The organism is Nostoc sp. GT001, from assembly GCF_030382115.1.
GTDB lineage: Bacteria > Cyanobacteriota > Cyanobacteriia > Cyanobacteriales > Nostocaceae > Nostoc.
The window spans coordinates 5,728,656-5,748,030 of the sequence record NZ_JAUDRJ010000003.1 but is presented as its reverse complement, the minus strand read 5'-3'; the positions used below and the strand labels follow the sequence as shown (position 1 = coordinate 5,748,030).

The window sequence follows — 19,375 nt, the reverse complement described above, 5'->3', positions numbered from 1 at the left end:
AATCATCCATTTTGTGGGGCAAGATACCCACCCCACAGAAGTTAACAGGATATTTTTATTTGGAAATCCCTTACCCTTAAAAGGTTACAGACTAGACATTACATCCCGTGCAACTGCTAAAGTCTGCTCAATGTCTTCTTCAGTGTGAGCAAAAGACGTAAACCCAGCTTCAAATTGAGAAGGTGCTAAGTAAACACCGCGCTCTAACATCCCGCGATGGAAGCGTCCGAATTTGGCTGTATCAGACTTTTTCGCATCTTCGTAGTTATGAACTGGGCCGGCGGTAAAGAATAAGCCGAACATGGCGCTGATTTGACCACCGCAAGCTGCATGACCACTTTCTTTGGCAATTTGCAGCAAACCATCTGCTAGCTTTTTAGTAATCCGCTCAAGAGACTCGTAAGTACCTGGCTTTTGCAGCAATTCTAAAGTCTTAATACCAGCAGTCATCGCTAAAGGATTACCAGAAAGAGTCCCAGCTTGATATACGGGGCCGGCGGGCGCAACCATTGACATAATATCTCGACGACCACCATAAGCCCCTACTGGCAAACCACCACCAATCACCTTACCCAAAGTTGTTAAATCGGGAGTGACGCCAAATTTTTCTTGAGCGCCACCGTAAGCAATGCGGAAGCCTGTCATCACTTCGTCAAATACCAACAACGCTCCATACTCGTGAGTTAGTTCTCGTAAACCTTCTAGAAAGCCAGCGTCAGGTGCGATAAATCCAGCATTGCCGACGACTGGCTCAAGAATCACACCGGCAATCTCGTCACGGTTTTCTTCAAATAAAGCTCTGACTGCTTCTAGGTCATTGAAAGGTGCAGTTAGAGTAGTGCTAGTTGCTAATTTAGGTACTCCCGGTGAGTCTGGCAAACCAAGTGTAGCAACACCAGAACCCGCCTTTACTAGAAACGCATCGGCGTGTCCGTGGTAGCAACCTTCAAACTTGATGATTTTCTCCCGGTTGGTAAAAGCCCGCATCAGTCGCAAAACTCCCATACAGGCTTCAGTTCCAGAGTTAACAAATCTGACCATTTCGATACTAGGAACGGCATCAATGACCATTTCTGCCAAAACATTTTCTAGGACTGAGGGAGCGCCAAAACTGGTGCCTTTTTCTAAAGCTTCATGCAACGCTGCAATGACTTCTGGATGAGCATGACCACAAATAGCTGGGCCCCAAGTGCCTACATAGTCTATGTATTTATTGCCATCTACATCCCAAATATAAGCGCCTTTGACACGATCAAAAACGATGGGTTGTCCGCCCACAGATTTAAAGGCACGAACTGGAGAACTGACTCCTCCGGGCATGAGATTTTGAGCAGCGGCGAAGACTTCTTGTGATTTTGTTGTTTTAATTGTGGTATTTACCAAAGTTCTCTCCTAACAGTGGGCAATAAAAAGCTCTATCTTAGGATAGGGTCAAACACTGCTTAGAATTTCTATCCTATAAAATTAGCGGAACCAAAAAAATAACATTATGTTATGCAAGTCCAATTGAAGACTTGACTTTAGATATTTAATTCAAAAAAACATACCAGCTGCCCTATTTTGAATGGTATCGTGAATCCATAAATTATTCTCATGAGAGCAAACTAGCTGGTATGTCTTCTAACGATTCGCGATCGCTGCATTACACTATCCCGGTTGAGAAAATTCGCTACGATGAACGGGGTCTAGTGCCTGCAATTGTCCAAGACTATCTAGATGGTACTGTCCTGATGATGGCGTGGATGAATCAGGAGTCGTTACAAAAAACTTTAGAAACTGAAGAAACTTGGTTTTGGAGTCGTTCCCGGCAAGAATTGTGGCACAAGGGAGCGACTTCTGGGCATATCCAAAAAGTACAAAGTATCCGTTATGACTGTGATAGTGATGCCCTGCTCATTGGCGTAGAACAATTAGGAGATGTTGCCTGCCATACTGGAGAGCGCAGTTGCTTTCACCAAATAGAAGGAAAAATTGCTGCACCTCCAGGAGATACATTGTCGCAATTGTTTCAAATAATATGCGATCGCCGCGACAATCCTACTGAAAGTTCTTATACCTGTAAACTATTCGCAGGTGGCGATAACAAAATTTTGAAAAAGATTGGTGAGGAAACTGCTGAGGTGGTAATGGCTTTTAAGGATAATGAAGAAGATGCGATCGCAGGTGAAGTGGCTGATTTGCTATATCATACTTTGGTCGCCCTAGCTCACCATCAAGTGGATTTAAAATCGGTATATCGCAAACTCCAAGAACGTCGTCAATAAAGAATGTAGACAAATGAATGAGCGAGTAGGGGAATGTGTAGATAAACAACTTTTTCCCCAACTCTGTCAGTCTCTAAAATTAAACAAGCGTGCCCTTTGTTATTGGCTATGGCAGGTTAACTTAAGCGTGTACCTAAAGGTTGAACCTCTCTGGCTAAACCAATATGTGCCAATGACAATGAGATATGGTTAAACTTTACTCCAGCCAAAGCCCACTGAAGTTCAAGTGTCCCCATCCAGAAACGCGCCCGGTCGATGACATCTGGTAACATCGGATAGTCGCTTTCCATACGCCGCACAATACTTTCACCGTAATTACCGAGTTGCACTGCAATATCACAAGCTGCATCTCCCAAACCAGCTGTACCAAAATCAATCAGACCGCTGATGCTTTCTGAAATCGGGTCAAATAGAATGTGATACACTGGCTTGTCGCCATCTATCAGTACGGGTGTGTAGTTGAGGTCAAGTTCACCTGTAATTACGGGCGTAAAAAGTTCATGTATCCAAGTTTGCTGATGACGCCATAAGTGAGGAAAGAGAGTTTCCTGAACTTGCTCATACAGCTGCAACCAATCTTCATGAGAACGTTCTGCACCAGATGAAGATACCTCAGCATTAACTAAAACTTCATAGGGGATGCTGTGTAATTGCTGATGAAATCTGGCTAGTTGGGAGATGATACACGCTTGCGATGCTTCACTCAGCTTTAGCAAGGTGTTACGAGATAGCGGTTCACCTTTAATAAATCTGTAGCTAGCAAAGTCTTCTTCCAGGTGTTCAAAGTGCGGAACTCGCAGTTCAACATACTTTTGCACCACTTCCAACACCTTAGATTCATGGGAAAGTACCTGTTTTCCCCAATCATCTTTGGTAAAGCGACATACAAGCTCATGATTAACAATCACCACATCGTTAACCATTCCATCTTGATTAAAGTCAAGATGCTTAACAGAGATATTGGGATAGACAGCACGAATTTTTTCGAGATACGAGGAAGGAATATTCACAGTAAATCCTGACGCAATCACAACAAACAAAAATCAGAATTTATCGGATTTTTAGCCGATCGCAGCAACTTATAATGATTTGCCTGTTTGTTGTATCAACGTACCACTGTATTTAACTCCCTAAAAAATCGCTAAACATGGATATAATACCATTTTGGTGATTAATCAGCCAAAATTCGATTCAGGTACTGTAAAATTGCCGCAGCGATCGCTACGCTCAAAATGAAGCCTAGCCAGTAAGTATTAGTAATAATTTGTGGTCGATCTAATGCCCATCCACCCAAGGGATGACCAATAAAAGAGCCAATAGCCCAGCACAAAGCGTTGATAGAAAAATACACGCCGCGTTGATTTTCTGGGGCTAACTCAGTCACTAAAGAGGCAGCAGATGGGGTATAAGAAACAATCGCCACAGCAAATACTCCCAATGCCAATGTTACCCAAAGCAGATGATGAGATGGGGCTATACCGCTAACCCAAATCAGTCCGAAACCAATTGCCCAGAAAATCGCGGAAACAGTGAGCGCAAGTGTGTGAGAGCAGCGTTTTAAAATGCTGGTGACAGGCAACTGACAAATAATTGCGAACACTAGATGCCAAGCAAATAGTCCGCTAATGGTAGTTTCAGTAAATCCCTTGGTGGTACTTTCGACAAAAACAAAGTTTTTGAAGTAAAGCGGTAGGGTGCTGTGGATTTGAGAAATATAGATTGTAAAAAATATATTAACTACTATGTAGACTAGGAAACGCCCATCTCTTAATACTGCCATCCAAGCAGCAAAAAGTTCTGTCTTTTCAGGTTCCTCTATCTGCTGGTGTTCAGTTTCACTAATCCCTAAATACACAACTCCAAAAAATACCATAAAAGAGATGGCATCAATCACAAATAGCCAGCGATAACTCCCAATTATCGCAATCAAAAACCCTGCTAGCACAATTCCGATCGCTAACCCCAGATTATCAGCTAGTCTGGCGATCGCAAAAGTTTCGCGGCGATTGTCAATTTGGCTGGCGTCAGCAACCACAGCTTCAGCTGCTAGCCAATAGAAACCTATCCCTAAACCGCTAATCAAGCTGCTACCGATTACCAAAGAAGTAAAATTATCGGTTGCAGCTAAAACTAGAGAAGCAATTGCTGAAATCGCCGTCGCTAGCAACAAAGTGCGGCGGCGTCCCCAATCTTCAGAATCAGCCAAAGAACCACCCGCAATCCGCCCTATAATGCCGGAAATCGAGGCGCTACCCAAGGCTACCCCAACACTGGTTGCAGATAAACCAAGTTGATTAACAAAAAAGATGGGCGCATAAAACAGGGTAAAGCTGGTACCAACTTCCGAGAGAAATCTCCCAATTGCGAAAATCCAGACCTGGGGATGTATCGAAGGCAACCACGATGATAACTGCGATTGAGAAGCTAATTTCATGAGCTTAAATGTCATAGTTTGATGACATTTTTGTAATTCTTATCATTGGTTACTATTTTCCTCATTCATTCCACAGGGTTTCCACAGGGATTTTAGCAGTTTTCCACAGGTGCTATACGAGCTAATAGGCTTCTTACTGTCTTACTGGGGATTGTTGATTACAAGCAGCAAAGAAGTTTAAGGACTGAGTTTTTATAAAGTAAAGTAACAAAAAGTGGACTCAAATACCTATTCTTTCGTTCGCATTTATTTTTTATACCATCGTTTTTAACATTTCGCAGCATTGACAAACCCACCCCCTCTTGGCGCACAATGATGCGGCTTGCTTTTATAATCCTTTCAACCACTGCTATCAAATGTGTAAAATATATTACATTAGATGTAAGTGCAGATTGTCGGGATAGCGAAAGAGCTGTAAAGCCNNNAACCGCTTTACCGCAAGCAACTTGTCCCTCTTGATTATCCTCATAGGAGGAAAATCTCATGAAATCAACGGTTAGCATCTTTACAGAAATTCCTGAAACACTCCACGAATCATTAAAAAACTACTTAGAAACCCATCCCGATTGGGATGAAAACAGAGTACTGACGGCGGCACTATCATTGTTTTTACTCCAAAATGGAGATAGCGATCGCCGTGCTGCTCGAGTCTATCTGGAAACTTTGTTCCACCACTCCACAGTAGAAATGCCCTGTACCGACTCACCAGCAACAGCTAATTTACTAGACACCCCATAGGTACTGGTATGAAGGGCGTTATTCCCTATTTATGAATGGGGCACGGCATTCCGTGCCCCATTAAAGGGATTTTAAGCTAATAGCGATCGGCAATATTAAAATAAAAAAGATCGGTAGATTCCGATCCATACAAAAGTTCTAATAGTTTCTCTTATTATTGCCAAAACTAGTTGGTAACGGGCTGAAATTTACCTTTGTTCTCTAGTCTCAGACTGGGAATACCTATTTTGAGGCTGTCGCTTCCCTGACTTACAGCAGCAGCCTAATGAGCAGCATTTCCAGACAGAGGCTAGAAATGGGGTTTCAAGAGGACTTTAGCTTAAGTTGGCTACCAATGCACAGCTATTTACCCTATGAAGTCTAATCTCAGCACCGTTATATCTACCAAAACGGTAACATACCAAGAAATTTTTTCCAGTGGACTCTCTCCCCTGTCCACTATCTTAAATAGATAGACAAATAAATATCTCAAATCACTGTTTGGCGTCTATTTGAGAAATATCTACTTATTTTGATTATCTAAATTTGTCTGTTACTAAAACCAAGAAAATTCACCAACCACTACCCCAAGAGTAAACAGTCAAGAGTTAAAAAACTCCAGACTATAAACTTAGGACTTGGCTTCCAAATGTTGGGGATGAGCAGGAGATTCAAATTTATAGCCTACGCCACGTACAGTTTGAATTAATGCTGGCTGACTAGCATCAATTTCAATCTTCTTGCGAATTTGGCCAATATGAACATCTACAACCCGCTGGTCGCCGACATATTCATAATCCCACACCTCTTGGATTAGCTCCGCCCGCCGCCAAACTCGACCTGGATGACTAGCTAAAAAATGCAACAAGTCAAATTCCAGAGCAGTTAAAGGTACTGCTTGGTTATTAAGTGCTACCTCCCGTCGCACTGGATCGATCATAAGTTTTTCAAATACCAAGCGTTTCTGCTCGGCCGTAGTTATCACTCGCTGACGCCTCAAAATAGCTCCGACTCTGACTTCTAGCTCTCCTAGTCCAAAAGGCTTAGTGAGATAGTCGTCAGCACCTTTAGCAAAGCCGCGAATTTTATCAGCTTCGTCAGCACGGCTAGTCAACATCAAAACAAAAACACCATTACGACTTTGCATCTCTTGGCAGAGGTTAAACCCTGTGACATCTGGTAAATTCACATCTAGAATCACCAAATCAGGGTTAAATTGCTCAAATAGATTTAAGGCTGTCTTTCCGTCTTCGGCAGCCTCCACCTGATAGTTCTGTTTAATCAAAAAGCGTTGGATTAAATTCCGAACCGCAGGGTCGTCGTCAACTACAAGAATCTTGGCAGGAGCCATGACCATTACTTTGCACAAAAATTCGTAAGATTAACAAGAGAATTGCGTAAAAACGCAGTTGCCACTTTAGGACTAACTAAGAATCTACATGGCTACGGTATAACAATCCCGATCGCTCAAGAATAAATACTCTAATCAGGATTGTGGGCAATTAGAAGGCGAAACTTCTGTTAGCCAACAGTATATAAGCGCTCTGACTTTAACTGCAACCGTTCTTGATAGCAAGACACCTTCTCAATCCCCGTTAGGTGGTAACTTAAAACGTTTCAATTTTAAATCGATATGTGGATATATACCACAAGCGATATTCAGTATAATTAAAAAAAACTCTTTTAGGGCACAGTAAGTTGCCAGATTTGAAACATTAAAGTTGATTTTTTCATAAAAACCATCACTTTTAGGTACTCTCCGTTCAAATTCTAGATTAGAGCCAGAATTAGACAACGACATGAGGGTATACACGGAGTTATAGCGATATGTTAAAGTGACTATAGTTGAAATTACAAAGTCGATCAAACTAACCCGTGCTACTATCCTGGTAGGGCATATAAATAGATCGAGACTTTAGTTTCGATCAAAATAAAACCTAAAGCTGTTTTTTTCGATAAAAGACTGCCGCTGACTGAGGCTGAAGTAACAAACTCCCATGAGCGATCAAAATCCCTACGAAAAACTTGGGGTATCAGAAGAGGCTAGCTTCGATGAAATTCAGGATGCTCGTAATCGCCTATTCGAGCAACATAATGGCGATGCCAAGCATTTAGAAGTGATTGAGGCTGCTTACGATGCGATTTTAATGGATCGCTTACGGATGCGCCAGGAAGGTAAAATCAAAGTCCCTGAGCGGATACGGTTTCCAGAGTTGCGAGTACAATCGCCTCCTAAAGAAAGTCCAACCCCTCGCGAGCAGTCACCCGCATGGCTGCAACGGATGCTGGATCAGCCAACTCCTGCGGATATACTCTTACCAGGAGCTTGGTTTCTCGGTTTGAGTTCTATTAGCCTGTTCTATCCAGAGGGAGGCGATCAGGTTTTGCAGTTAGCATTGGTGGTTGGCGTAGGCACTAGTATTTACTTTCTTAATCGCAAGGAAGGCAAATTTGGCCGAGCAGTTTTGTTCACCCTGGTCAGTTTAATAATTGGCCTAATCGCTGGAGGACTAGTTGCTAGCTGGCTCTTACCACAAATATCATTTATCAGTCTGGAAACAAATCAGTTCTCTACTGTAGTGACGTTTATATTGTTGTGGTTAGTTAGTAGTTTTCTACGTTAAACCACTGCCGTAAGCAGGTTTGTATAAAGAAGACATGGTTTATGTGTGTTCTTCTAAGATAAAAAAGTCAGGAGTCAGAATACCCATTCTGACTCCTATTTTAATTTGCAACCTGAATTTCTGATTCATATCATGTCCGCTTGATTGCTTATTAAACCCGAAGAACCCAACCCCGCCAAAGCTGTGCTTTGTCTCCCCTCCCCGCAGGCGGGGAGGGGTTGGAGGTGGGGTTATTTTATTATGGGTAATTTGGCGGACATGATATCATTGAATCTGTTGCAGCTACAAAGCCTTTTTATACCAAGTCTTTAGGTTTTAGAACTATATCTACAGCAGTGCTGAAATCCTGAACGATTAAGTCGGGGTGATAAAGTTCTAGTTGGGTGCGATCGCGAATCCCAGATTCTACAGCCATCACCTTAATACCATAATTTTTCGCAGCGGTGATGTCGGCTTCCGTATCTCCCACCATCCAGGTATCAGCAGCCGGAGGGAGTTCTTTTAATGCCCTAGCCATTAACAAGGGCTTATCTTCAATATCGCGAGTTTTAACGTAGTCGTTACTCAGGCAATAACAACGATTTTCTGGGAAAAATTTACCTAAATCGTATTTTTTAAAGGCATAATCTAGTTCTCTAACTCGGCGCATCGTCATAACTGCTAAATCAATTCCAGCTTGTTGAATTTTTAACAGTGCATCCACAGCACCAGGCGCGAGGGTGTCATAGTTAAAGTAAGCTTCTGTATGAACCGTTTGCCGCCGCAATTGGGAAAATTCTTGAGCTTGGGCTTCGTCCAACCCGGAATTTAAGGCGATTTGTTTTTCAGGAACACGCGATCGCTTTAACTGCCAAAATTCCGCTTTCGGAAGTTCTTGCACTACTTGATCTGGGCGACGGGTTTTATCTAAGCAAAATTGATAAACACGGTAGTACCGTTCGGAAACATCAATAATTGGACCGTCGAAGTCAGTAATCAGTCTTAGCATCGGCGGAAAAAGTTAATTTTTATTAAGATTATCTCAGATGTATGGCTATTTTTGGAAACTATCAAGTTTAGCTAATTTCAATTGATATTTTGCACTCAGGCATTATTGCAAAGTACCGCGTTTGATTTGTTCGCTTTCAATAGCTTCAAATAAGGCGCGAAAATTGCCTTCGCCAAAACCTTGAGCTTGGAAACGGCGTTCAATAAACTCAAAGAAAAATGTCGGTTCTTCAAAAATAGGCTGGGTGAAAATCTGTAGTAATAAGGGTGCAGTATTTCCCCCCTCTAAAGAAGTATATTCTTGCCAGTCTACGAGAATTTCTTGTTGAGCGATCGCTTCCAGTTCTAAGGGTGATAGTGTAAGTCCTGGACGCTGTTTTAACTGGGTGTAATAGGTTTGGGGAACCGAGAGTAAGGATAAACCACTGGCACGAAATTTAGCGATCGCACTTACAAGATTAGTTGTTCGCAAAGCAATATGTTGAATTCCTGACCCCCGATTGACATCTAGAAATTCCTGAATTTGAGAATTCTTGGAAGCAGGTTCATTAATTGGCAATTGGACGCTACCGTTGCGCGAAACCATCACCTGGCTGTGTAAAGCAGAGCGATTGGTTTTAATTTTAAATGCCTGTTGGGGTTGAAAATCTAGAATTTTTTCGTACCAAGCCACAGCATTTTCCAATTCACCAACCGCCACGTTCAGCACTACGTGATCTATGGCGATAAAAGTGTTGTCACTTGTCATTTGTCCTTTGTCAAAAACCAATGACCTTTCTATCAAAGTATGAGTCAATCCACCCCAGGCGGCAATTTTGCCACATTTGATGAACGCCGTACCTACCTGGCGTTCTTGGATGGGTTGTAGGATTGTAGCACCATGTTTTTGAGCTAGTGCGATCGCGCCTTCGACATCTTCGACAGCAAAAGCGACATCTGCCACACCCGGTGGATATTGACGCAGAAATTCCGCTACTGGACTTGTAGGTAACAGTGCTGAAGACAGAAAAAAGCAGACATCACCATTTTTAACCACTTCTGTACAAGTGTGAAATGAACTGATGCGATCGTCGGTTACTGCTTGAAAACCAAGATGGCGTACAAACCAATCCCGCCACACTTTGGCATCTTCTACATAGAAATGAACGTGATCAATTTTCATAGATATTGAAAATCCAGCATAACAGTTTATATATCTGTAAATTTTGCCTTTTTTGCTAGATTTTCACGTCCTTCCTAAGCAAGAATTATCTAGGCGCACTCTGCCTTTAAAAGAACAAATGACTATCAGGTTGAATGTTAATTTCCATTGGCACAGCTTGCGGTTCGGCAGAAAGAGCAAAGAAAATCGCATTGGCAGCAGTTTCAGGACTGAGCATTTTTTTTCGGTCTACTTTTAGGTTGACGTTATCCCAAAAAGGAGAATCTACCCCACCAAAGTAGAATAGCGTGAACTTGATACCAAAACGCTTGAGTTCCTCTGCCATGCACTTGCTAAAACCGACAACACCAAACTTAGAAGCCGAATAAGCCGCCGCCATCCCCATCGAATGCTTGCCCAGAACTCCTACTACATTACAGATGTGACCAGACTTGCGCTTTTGCATCTCTTCAGCAGCCGCCTGAGTGGTGTAAAAGCTACCTTTTAAGTTGACATCTAACATCTTGTCTAAATCAGCGGGTTCTAGGCTGTTGTAGGGCTTGAGTATACCAGCACCAGCTGCATTCACTAAAATATCAATTTGACCAAACTCAGCGATCGTCTTTTCTATCAAAGTATCTACCTGTTTGGGGTCAGTAATATCGGTGGGAACAGTCAAAACTTGTCCTGGTAAATCAGCAGCCAGTGTGGTTAAACGTACCGCATCTCTGGCAGCTAGTACCAACCGAACTCCGGTAGGCGCAAGTTTTTGTGTTAAAGCTGAACCAATACCACCAGTAGCACCGACGATAACAACAACTTTATCCTGCATTGTATTATTTACATTTATTTACATCTTTTTACATAATACAGAATTACAGACTCAGGTTGTACGTAAACATCCAGAAAGTATCTATTCGGAGAGTAGCGCCATTACCTCATATTCCTTGCCACTCGCCTTTAATGTAAATGTGGAAGATGATTTTAGATATTTGGTAAAACTGGAACCTAACTTTAATTTTTTAATAATTGAATTAGGAGATTCTCCGGTTATTCTCCGTAACTCTGAGCCTAGTTTGGACACAGACACTTGAGTTTGGGGAGACTTTATTTGTATATCTTGAATAATTTTTAATAATAATTTATCTAATGTTTTTTCAGTAGGGATTTCCGCAGAATCTTCTTGAATAGATTGTACAGATAAATTATCTATAATAGGGATAATTTCCTCACTTTCTGGTTGCTTATGATTAGATTTATTAGTAATATTGGATCTTTCTTGAAATAAACTCGTAATAGTTGTTAACCTGTGTAATCGAGTATTGATTGAATCTTGTTCATTTTTAATTAAATCTTGAATTTGCTCAACCACCTTTTCCAAGGATGGAACTTCTGTTGACATTGTTAAGGAATAATGAGTTAATTTGCCAGTATTCCGGTTTTCTATATGTAAAGTTTGCCCTTGTCTACGTATCCAATAGACAACTAATCCTTGGTTTTGGAGTTCGTTGCAAAGGTGAATTAAAATTCCATCGCTAGAACAGACTAATATTTCTTTAACTGTTGGATAAGAACGTACAATACAAGCACCGAAAGCGATCATTTTTGCATCAGCACTATTCTTACCCTCTGGGACATGGACAAGTTGATAGCCACGGTTATATAGTTCAATGTCTTGCTTTCCAATACTGGGATTTTTCCAGTTAGCAAATGCCATTTTAAATTGGAGGGGATATTTGCAGACACTAGCTAAAAACAATTCTGAATTAATATCTAGTTTTAAGTTTTCTGCATCCAAAAGTAGAAGCGATATCCCTGTTTCTAGTTGATAGTTTATTTCCGGTTTTTGTTGAATTTTTTGGATAAATTGGCTGAAAGCAGCAGATTCTAACCAACTAGGCGATAATATCGTTTGCAGCAGTTGTTCCGCTAATGTCAAACTCAAAGAGTCAAGGCTTTTCTCTGTGATTTTTTCTTCTGGCAGGTTTTTTGCTAAAGAAAGTTCCGTCGTTTCAGCCTTAGATACTTTAGTGTGTCCGTTGCTGTTAGCAAGCAAGTCAGTTTCTAAGGAACGAGAGAATGCAGGTTCTAGGAATTGTTTACCACAATTTTTGCAGAGGTAATTCTGTTTGTCATTCCGACGACCATTTTTACGATATGAAGTAGATTCGCACCGGGGACATTTCATTTTATGATTCAGGTGGTCTAGAGCAAATACTTGTCTTTAAATATATAGTATAAAAAAATACTGTCAATATCAGATTGCATTGCCTAACACCATAACAACTGAAAACAAGCGGAAATTCAATTTAATTCTTCATTTCCGCTTGCACTATGTATTAATCCTCTGAATAGCTAGAATTTAAGAAACACTTCAACCGACACGAGCGAAAACATAATCGCGGGTGCGAGCATCCACAGGGTTAGTAAAGATTTTATTGGTAGTACCAAATTCAACCATTTGAGTAATCCGATTTTCATTACTATAAAAGAAAGCCGTAAAATCAGATAGGCGAGTAACTTGCTGCATATTGTGAGTAACAATCACAATTGTCAACTCAGAACGCAAATTATGGATCAAATTCTCGATTTTCATACTACCCATAGGATCGAGACCTGAACAAGGCTCATCCATCAAAAGAACATTCGGCTTGACTGCTAAAGCACGAGCAATACATAATCTTTGCTGTTGACCACCAGAAAGCTCTAAAGCAGATTTGTGCAGCTTATTTTTCACTTCATCCCAAAGTTCGGCAGCTTTGATGGCAGATTCAACAATTCCATCTAATTCTACTTTCGGATGCCATCCAACTAACTTCACCCCATAAGCAACATTATCGTAAACGCTCATGGGAAAAAGATTTGGTTTGGGAAAAACCATACTAACTTGGCGACGTAAGCGATTGATGTTGACACGACGCTCATAAATACTCTGCCCAAAAAATTCTACTCTTCCTTCAACCTTTATTTCTGCTTCTAATTCACTCATGCGATTTAACGATTTAAGAAAAGTAGACTTCCCACAACCACTAGAACCAATAATTGCCGTGACTTGGTTTTGGTAAATATCCATTGACACGCCTTCAACTATCTTTTGAGTGTCGTAAGAGAAGCTGAAGTTTTTGACTCTGATGGCTGGAATTAGTTTACTCATATTCCCAAAACGTGTGAAATAAAACTTGATCAAGTAAAACAGTACAAATTAGCAATGCTGTTTCACTATGTTACTGCTAAAATGAGATATTCATAGAAATTACGTAGTTATACAGTAGTCGTGCAGCAGATAAGTGGTTAGTAGATATTTATATAATGCTGTGTTCCAAAATTTATTTTTTACAGACGTTTTTCTAGCACCTTCTCCACATTGACTAATACCTCTTGGTTAAGGAGGGAAGTAGAAAGATTGCTTGCCCTGACTCGTCATATTTTCATGACTTAACCTTTCTGACAAATTGATAAAAATATTATCAGTAAAAAGCAAAGGGTATTTTAAAAATTAAAATTGTATCTCATTTTTATAATTTTTGCGCTTTGTAATTCTACTTAATTGAATCATTGGATTAGTACATCCTCATTAAAAAGATTAGTTGCTAAAAAATGCCTCAACAATGATGATATTTTAAATTATGTTTTTCTGTTGTTATAGTTCTAGTTGAAAATTTTTTATAAAGGTTACAAAGAATTATGCCATGATTGTGAGAGAAATGTCTACGGAATAAGGCTTTCAAGGATTTTGAACCTAGTTTTCCATAAAAAGTACTGAAGAGCCAAAACTCTAATCATCATTAAATTTCCTACGGAAAAAATAAAGCGCCTGTCGATCGCAGGCGCTTTTTCGCAATTTTTAAGTGATTATCATTCTTAGCTGAACTGGTTCTATTTTCGCAAAGTGCGATCGCTCTGTCCAACCTAGGCATCGCTTGAAGGGGCGAGAAACCAGATATAGCAAGCTTTGAGTTTTCTATAAAATATTCTTATCCAAAACGACCATTCACATAGTCTGCCGTTTGTTGCTTCAAGGGGTGATTAAAAATCTTTTCTGTGCGATCAAATTCCACCAACTCACCTAAATACATAAACGCAGTGTAATCAGAAACACGAGCGGCCTGCTGCATATTGTGAGTGACAATCAAAATCGTCACCGTTTCTTTCAATTGATCGATCAACTCTTCAATACTGGCGGTAGCTATGGGGTCTAAGGCTGATGTCGGCTCATCAAATAGAACAATCTCAGGATCGGTCGCCAAAGCGCGGGCGATACACAACCGCTGCTGTTGACCACCAGAAAGGTTAAAAGCTAAATCATTTAGACGATCCTTGACTTCATTCCACAAAGCTGCTTCATGCAAAGCTTTCTCTACTTTTTCATCAAGGATTGCACGTTTCGATTCACCCCGCACCTTCAAACCGTAAGCTACATTTTCATAAATGGACTTAGGAAAGGGATTAGGTCTTTGAAACACCATACTAATCCGCATTCGTACCTCAATTGGGTCAACCTTATTACTGAGCAGGTTAATCCCATCTGGTTCGAGAGTGATTTCCCCTTTATAGCTATTTCCAGGGTAAAGATCGTGCATTCGATTAAAACAACGTAACAGGGTGGTTTTACCACATCCAGAAGGGCCCAATCAGTGCCGTTACTTGTTTTTCACCCACTGACATATTAATGTCTTTGAGAGCGTGGACTGTTCCACCGTAGTAGAAATTCAGATAATTGACCGAAGCTTTGATGGATTTTTCTAGGGTTGATGATGCAATTTCTACCATTTGATTTTTTTGCGTAAACGATAGCGGATATAAATTGCTACAGCATTCATAGCCAAAGTAATGGCAATTAGAACAATACCTGCTGCTGCTGCATTCACCTGAAACTCAGCTTGAGGACGAGATACCCAATCGAACATTTGAATGGGCATAACTGTAAACGGAGCGAGTAACCAAGAGAATGAGATGTAGGGAAACTGCTCAGTAATTGGTGGTTCTGGTAAGAAGGCTATAAATGTCAGCGCACCAATGGTAATTAGGGGCGCAGTTTCACCAATAGCTCGTGCCAAGGCAACAATAATCCCAGTGAGAATTGTGCCTGTTGAGTAAGGCAAAATATGATCCCAAATCATTTGCCACTTAGAAGCCCCTGTTGCATAAGCAGCTTCACGGATACTATTTGGTATAGCACGCAGAGCTTCACGGGTAGAAACGATCACCACTGGTAAAACCAATAACGCCAAGGTAAACCCAGCAGTAATAATGCTTCGGCCGAAGTTGAACCCATAAACAAATACACCCAAAGCCAAAAGTCCGTAAATAATCGAGGGAACACCAGCTAAGTTGGTGACATTAATTTCAATTACATCAGACAACCAATTTTTTCGGGCATACTCTTCTAAGTAAATACCTGATGCTATGCCGATGGGTATGGCTACTAAAGACGTTACAAACATTACTAATAATGTTCCCACCCAAGCTGAGAGGATGCCTGCTTCTTCCGCTCTGCGACTAGGAAACGAAGTCAAAAATTGCCACGAAAGACGTGGAAAACCATCGATGATTAAATCAAATAATAGTGCCAGTAATGTGACAATACCAAACAGCATTGACAAGATGCCAATAATGTTGAAAATATATTGCGATCGCTTATTCCGGCTAATAGTCTTACGGACTTCTTGAATATTAAGAGTTGTCATATCAATAAATTTCTCGATAGCGCTTGGTGAGAAAATGACCAATGATGTTGAAGACTAAAGTCATTAAGACTAACGTCAGTCCAACTGCAAAGATAGTCTGATATTCCAGGCTGCCATGAGGTAGGTCGCCGAGACTCACCGATACAATGTAGGCTGTCATGGTAGCGGCTGGTTCCATCGGGTTAAGGGTCAAGTTAGGTTGTCCACCCGCAGCAATAGCCACTATCATCGTTTCACCGATCGCACGAGAAATCCCCAAAATGTAAGCCGCAGAGATCCCAGAAATAGAAGCCAGTAATACGACTCGCAAAGCTGTCTGGAAACGGGTAGCCCCCATTGCATAAGAGGCTTCGCGTATATGTGCGGGTACTGTACGCATGGCATCTTCACTCAGGGAACTGACATAAGGAATAATCATAATACCGATGACGAGTCCCGCACTTAACATACTAAAACCAGGTAAATCTGGCAAAATTACCTGTAACAATGGTGTGAGAAATAAGAGCGCAAAATAACCGTAAACTACTGTAGGAATACCCGCCAACAATTCTAAAGCTGGCTTGACAATTTCCCGAACGATGGGTGAAGCAAATTCACTCAAGTAAATAGCAATAATCGTACCTAGCGGTACTGCCACTAATAAAGCAACAAATGTAGTGACTAATGTTCCTGTCACCAGAGGTAAAATACCGTAGTGCTTATCATCAAATAATGGTGTCCATTGAGTATCTGTAAGGAATTTCCATAAAGATACTTGTTGAAAAAATAGAATTGACTCGTAAAATAAGATACCAAGAATTGCTACTGTAGTTGCCACAGAAGAAAGTGCCGCTAGAAACAAGACAGACTCTATTGCCCGTTCTTGCAAATCACGCACTAGCTTTCGAGAGAGTTGAGTTTGTTCTACACTACTCATGCTGGAATGCGATCGCTCTTTGGATGATGAATTTAAATACACAAAGAGAGGTACTACACCTCCCTTTGATAAATTGCAGATTTTGAACTAATTCAAAAATCACAATTAGGCTTATTCTCTGGCTTCACGGCTTAATAATTCTTCAATTTTTAGCCCAACTGATTCTTGACCACCAAAAATCGTGCCATATCTCTTCTTATTGAAGTGATTCTGGGCGGTAGTGTATGCTGACGCTGGCAGAGCAACGTATTTTACTTCTTGAGAAAACTTAGCTGCATTTTGCAAGTAAAATTGCACAAACTGCTTTACTTCTGGCTTGTCAATAGACTTGGAACTAACATAGATAAAAATGGGGCGAGATAGCGGACTGTAAGTGCCATTTTTAACTGTTGTTTCTGAGGGCGATACACCGTTGATTGGCACTGCCTTCAGTTTATTTTTGTTTTCTGCGTAATAGGCATAACCGAAGTAACCAAGGGCGTTCTTATCACGGCTAACACCTTGTACAAGTACGTTGTCATCTTCGCTAGCAGTAAAGTCACCCCGACTAGACTTCGATTTGCCAACAACAGCCTCAGTAAAGTAGTCGAAGGTTCCAGAGTTTGCACCAGGGCCAAACAACTTCAGAGGTGCATTGGGGAATCCATTACGAACCTGATTCCAACTTTTGACCTTTCCCTGTGCCCCAGGCTCCCAAATTTTCTTCAATTCGGCGACTGTGAGATTTTTTGCCCAGGAATTTTGAGGGTGAACTACCACTGTCAAAGCATCATAAGCTACTGGTAGCTCAACATAACGAATACCCGCAGCTTTGCAAGCATCGATTTCTTTTTGTAAGATGGGGCGAGATGCACCGGAGATGTCTGTCTCGCCACGACAGAACTTTTTGAAGCCGCCGCCAGTACCAGAAACGCCTACTGTAACTCTCACTCTACCGCTTTGTGCCTTTTGGAAGTCTTCTGCTGCTGCTTCCGTAATTGGGAAAACGGTACTAGAACCATCAACCGTAACTGTGCTGACGCTTTGGGAATGAACGGCAGATATTGATAGACCAAAGGTGGCGGTCACTAATGAGACTATACCTAATACTGTCAGGCTATTAAGCTTAAAGTTCATCTTTTTCATAACAAAATTCCTAGTTTGTTGGACATTGAATTTCCGCTAATTCGCCTCAAGACATAACTACTTTTTCAAGTTAAAACTTTAGTGAATAAACGGAATGTCCATAGTCAATAAGATGACATGAGTAGTTAATGCATGAGTTAAATTTTAGTTAATTAAAGATTAATCAGAATTGATATATTCTTCAGCAAAAATATAGCCGCACTGAGCTATGTAAGCAGCAAATACCAGTACATTAGTAAGATCAAATATTTGAAGAAGAATTCAGAATTCAGGAGTCAGAATCAATGAATCGGGGATACCCCTGCGGTCAGCAAGCTACAGAAGCGCCATTTCATTGTTGACTACTCAAGTTGGGATTGAGTGTAGTGTTTTACATGAGTAATGAGTGGATGAGAAATAGGTATTTACTCATTACTCATTACTCATTACTCATTACTTATTACTCATTACTTATTACTCATTACTCCAGTATCACCGACCCTTCTTTCTCGGTGAGTATGTCAACTTGAATATTTCATGCTTTCTTGCGGCTACAATACATTACAAAAAGTATAAATAATCCTATCCCTGCCAAATATTTAATTGCATCAGGTACATTAGGATTTGGGGAGAAAAAGCCTTCGATCGCACCAGCAATAATCAACATTGGTACAATCCCAAATACTAGCTGCACTGCTTGATAACCATAGAATTTCAGTGCATCCCCACGGCGATATTTACCAGGAAATAAAATTGCTCTTGCTAATAAAAATCCCGCACCCCCAGCAAAAAAGATCGCGGGTAATTCTAAAGAACCATGCGGAAATACAAAGGCCCAAAAAGGATAAGCCAGATTATTTTGACCAACTAAAGTACTAACAGCACCAATTAATAAACCATTAAATACCATCAAATAGGCTGTGTATACTCCAGCCGTTATGCCACCTAGCGACAGCCCCAAAAGACACCGACAAATTATTGATTGCGATGCCGCTGGATGCCAGAGGTTCAACACCGACAATTGAACCCATCCATAATTTATGCTCATCTCGTACTTTGGTAATCAAGCTTTCAGGTACAATCAAAGGCATAAAACTGGGGTTTTGCCAGGAATACCACCAAGCCACTAGTGCGCCTAATAAAAACAGCGCCGTTGCCGCAGCAATATATACAAATGTTTTCTGGACTACAGATGGTAATCCCCAACGATAAAATTCTCGGATTGCCTGCCATTCTTGTCGCCGCGAACCTTGGTAAATCTGCGTATAGGCACGAGTTGTTAAAGATTGTAAACTTTGGATTAAAGTATTGCCGATTTGCTGAGTGCGGGCACGTGCTAAATCTGCTGCTACAGAACGATACAAACTCGCTAACTCTCTAATTTCTGCTGCCCGTAAGGACTTTAACCCTTTTTTTTCTATCTGCCTTAATAGGGCATCTAAACGCTGCCAATTCGGTTCTCGTCGCGCAATCCAACGTTGAATATTCATGAATTTTGGGA

Annotated in this window: 14 protein-coding genes and 3 pseudogenes; 3 read left to right on the top strand and 14 right to left on the bottom strand. The window is 41.0% G+C overall.

The window, feature by feature from the left end:
* Positions 1-84: 84 nt before the first annotated feature.
* Positions 85-1,383, bottom strand: coding sequence for a glutamate-1-semialdehyde 2,1-aminomutase (hemL, locus tag QUD05_RS27140; RefSeq protein ID WP_289798784.1), 1,299 nt, complete (start codon positions 1,381-1,383; stop codon positions 85-87).
* A gap of 230 nt (positions 1,384-1,613) precedes the next feature.
* Between hemL and hisIE the strand changes: the two genes are divergently transcribed.
* The gene (hisIE, locus tag QUD05_RS27135; protein ID WP_289798783.1) at positions 1,614-2,264 is read left to right on the top strand and encodes a bifunctional phosphoribosyl-AMP cyclohydrolase/phosphoribosyl-ATP diphosphatase HisIE; all 651 of its coding nucleotides are present in this window, start codon (positions 1,614-1,616) and stop codon (positions 2,262-2,264) included.
* A 116-nt stretch (positions 2,265-2,380) separates the two neighbouring features.
* Here the strand turns inward: hisIE and QUD05_RS27130 are convergent, their stop codons facing one another.
* Both QUD05_RS27130 and QUD05_RS27125 read right to left on the bottom strand, forming a co-directional pair.
* Entirely contained in the window at positions 2,381-3,274 is an 894-nt protein-coding gene (locus QUD05_RS27130; protein WP_289798782.1) for a phosphotransferase family protein, read from the bottom strand.
* Between the two features lie 161 nt (positions 3,275-3,435).
* Positions 3,436-4,698 carry an MFS transporter gene (locus QUD05_RS27125; RefSeq protein ID WP_289798781.1) on the bottom strand — a complete coding sequence of 421 codons (1,263 nt, stop codon included), beginning with the start codon at positions 4,696-4,698 and terminating at the stop codon, positions 3,436-3,438.
* 483 nt (positions 4,699-5,181) lie between these two features.
* On the opposite strand from QUD05_RS27125, the pseudogene QUD05_RS27120 reads away from it, so the two are divergent.
* Positions 5,182-5,373, top strand: a pseudogene (locus tag QUD05_RS27120) (DUF2811 domain-containing protein); the annotation flags it as partial.
* 673 nt (positions 5,374-6,046) lie between these two features.
* Here the strand turns inward: QUD05_RS27120 and QUD05_RS27115 are convergent.
* On the bottom strand, positions 6,047-6,766 hold the full coding sequence (locus QUD05_RS27115; RefSeq protein ID WP_094348795.1) for a response regulator transcription factor: 720 nt from the start codon (positions 6,764-6,766) through the stop codon (positions 6,047-6,049).
* A 646-nt stretch (positions 6,767-7,412) separates the two neighbouring features.
* Here QUD05_RS27115 and QUD05_RS27110 point away from each other — a divergent pair.
* Positions 7,413-8,039 (top strand): CPP1-like family protein, encoded by a 627-nt coding sequence (locus tag QUD05_RS27110; RefSeq protein ID WP_289798780.1) that lies wholly within the window; start codon positions 7,413-7,415, stop codon positions 8,037-8,039.
* Between the two features lie 295 nt (positions 8,040-8,334).
* Here the strand turns inward: QUD05_RS27110 and QUD05_RS27105 are convergent, their stop codons facing one another.
* The 10 genes and pseudogenes from QUD05_RS27105 to QUD05_RS27060 form a co-directional block, all read right to left on the bottom strand.
* Positions 8,335-9,027, bottom strand: coding sequence for an HAD family hydrolase (locus QUD05_RS27105; RefSeq protein ID WP_289798779.1), 693 nt, complete (start codon positions 9,025-9,027; stop codon positions 8,335-8,337).
* Between the two features lie 102 nt (positions 9,028-9,129).
* A complete protein-coding gene (gene hppD, locus QUD05_RS27100) occupies positions 9,130-10,188 on the bottom strand; it encodes a 4-hydroxyphenylpyruvate dioxygenase (RefSeq protein ID WP_289798778.1) in 1,059 nt (352 codons plus the stop codon).
* A gap of 106 nt (positions 10,189-10,294) precedes the next feature.
* Positions 10,295-10,999 (bottom strand): SDR family oxidoreductase, encoded by a 705-nt coding sequence (locus QUD05_RS27095; protein ID WP_289798777.1) that lies wholly within the window; start codon positions 10,997-10,999, stop codon positions 10,295-10,297.
* An 81-nt stretch (positions 11,000-11,080) separates the two neighbouring features.
* Positions 11,081-12,355: an IS1/IS1595 family N-terminal zinc-binding domain-containing protein gene (locus QUD05_RS27090; RefSeq protein ID WP_289798776.1), complete on the bottom strand. Its 1,275-nt coding sequence runs from the start codon at positions 12,353-12,355 to the stop codon at positions 11,081-11,083.
* Between the two features lie 186 nt (positions 12,356-12,541).
* Positions 12,542-13,321 carry a phosphate ABC transporter ATP-binding protein gene (locus tag QUD05_RS27085; protein WP_289798775.1) on the bottom strand — a complete coding sequence of 260 codons (780 nt, stop codon included), beginning with the start codon at positions 13,319-13,321 and terminating at the stop codon, positions 12,542-12,544.
* A gap of 820 nt (positions 13,322-14,141) precedes the next feature.
* Positions 14,142-14,937 (bottom strand): annotated as a pseudogene (gene pstB, locus QUD05_RS27080) (phosphate ABC transporter ATP-binding protein PstB).
* Positions 14,931-15,854 (bottom strand): phosphate ABC transporter permease PstA, encoded by a 924-nt coding sequence (pstA, locus tag QUD05_RS27075; RefSeq protein WP_289798774.1) that lies wholly within the window; start codon positions 15,852-15,854, stop codon positions 14,931-14,933. Before pstA ends, pstB begins: the two are co-directional and overlap by 7 nt.
* 1 nt (position 15,855) lies before the next feature.
* The gene (gene pstC, locus QUD05_RS27070) at positions 15,856-16,770 is read right to left on the bottom strand and encodes a phosphate ABC transporter permease subunit PstC (protein WP_289800095.1); all 915 of its coding nucleotides are present in this window, start codon (positions 16,768-16,770) and stop codon (positions 15,856-15,858) included.
* 111 nt (positions 16,771-16,881) lie between these two features.
* A complete protein-coding gene (locus QUD05_RS27065) occupies positions 16,882-17,895 on the bottom strand; it encodes a PstS family phosphate ABC transporter substrate-binding protein (RefSeq protein ID WP_289798773.1) in 1,014 nt (337 codons plus the stop codon).
* A gap of 514 nt (positions 17,896-18,409) precedes the next feature.
* Positions 18,410-19,364, bottom strand: a pseudogene (locus tag QUD05_RS27060) (stage II sporulation protein M).
* Between the last annotated feature and the right edge of the window lie 11 nt (positions 19,365-19,375).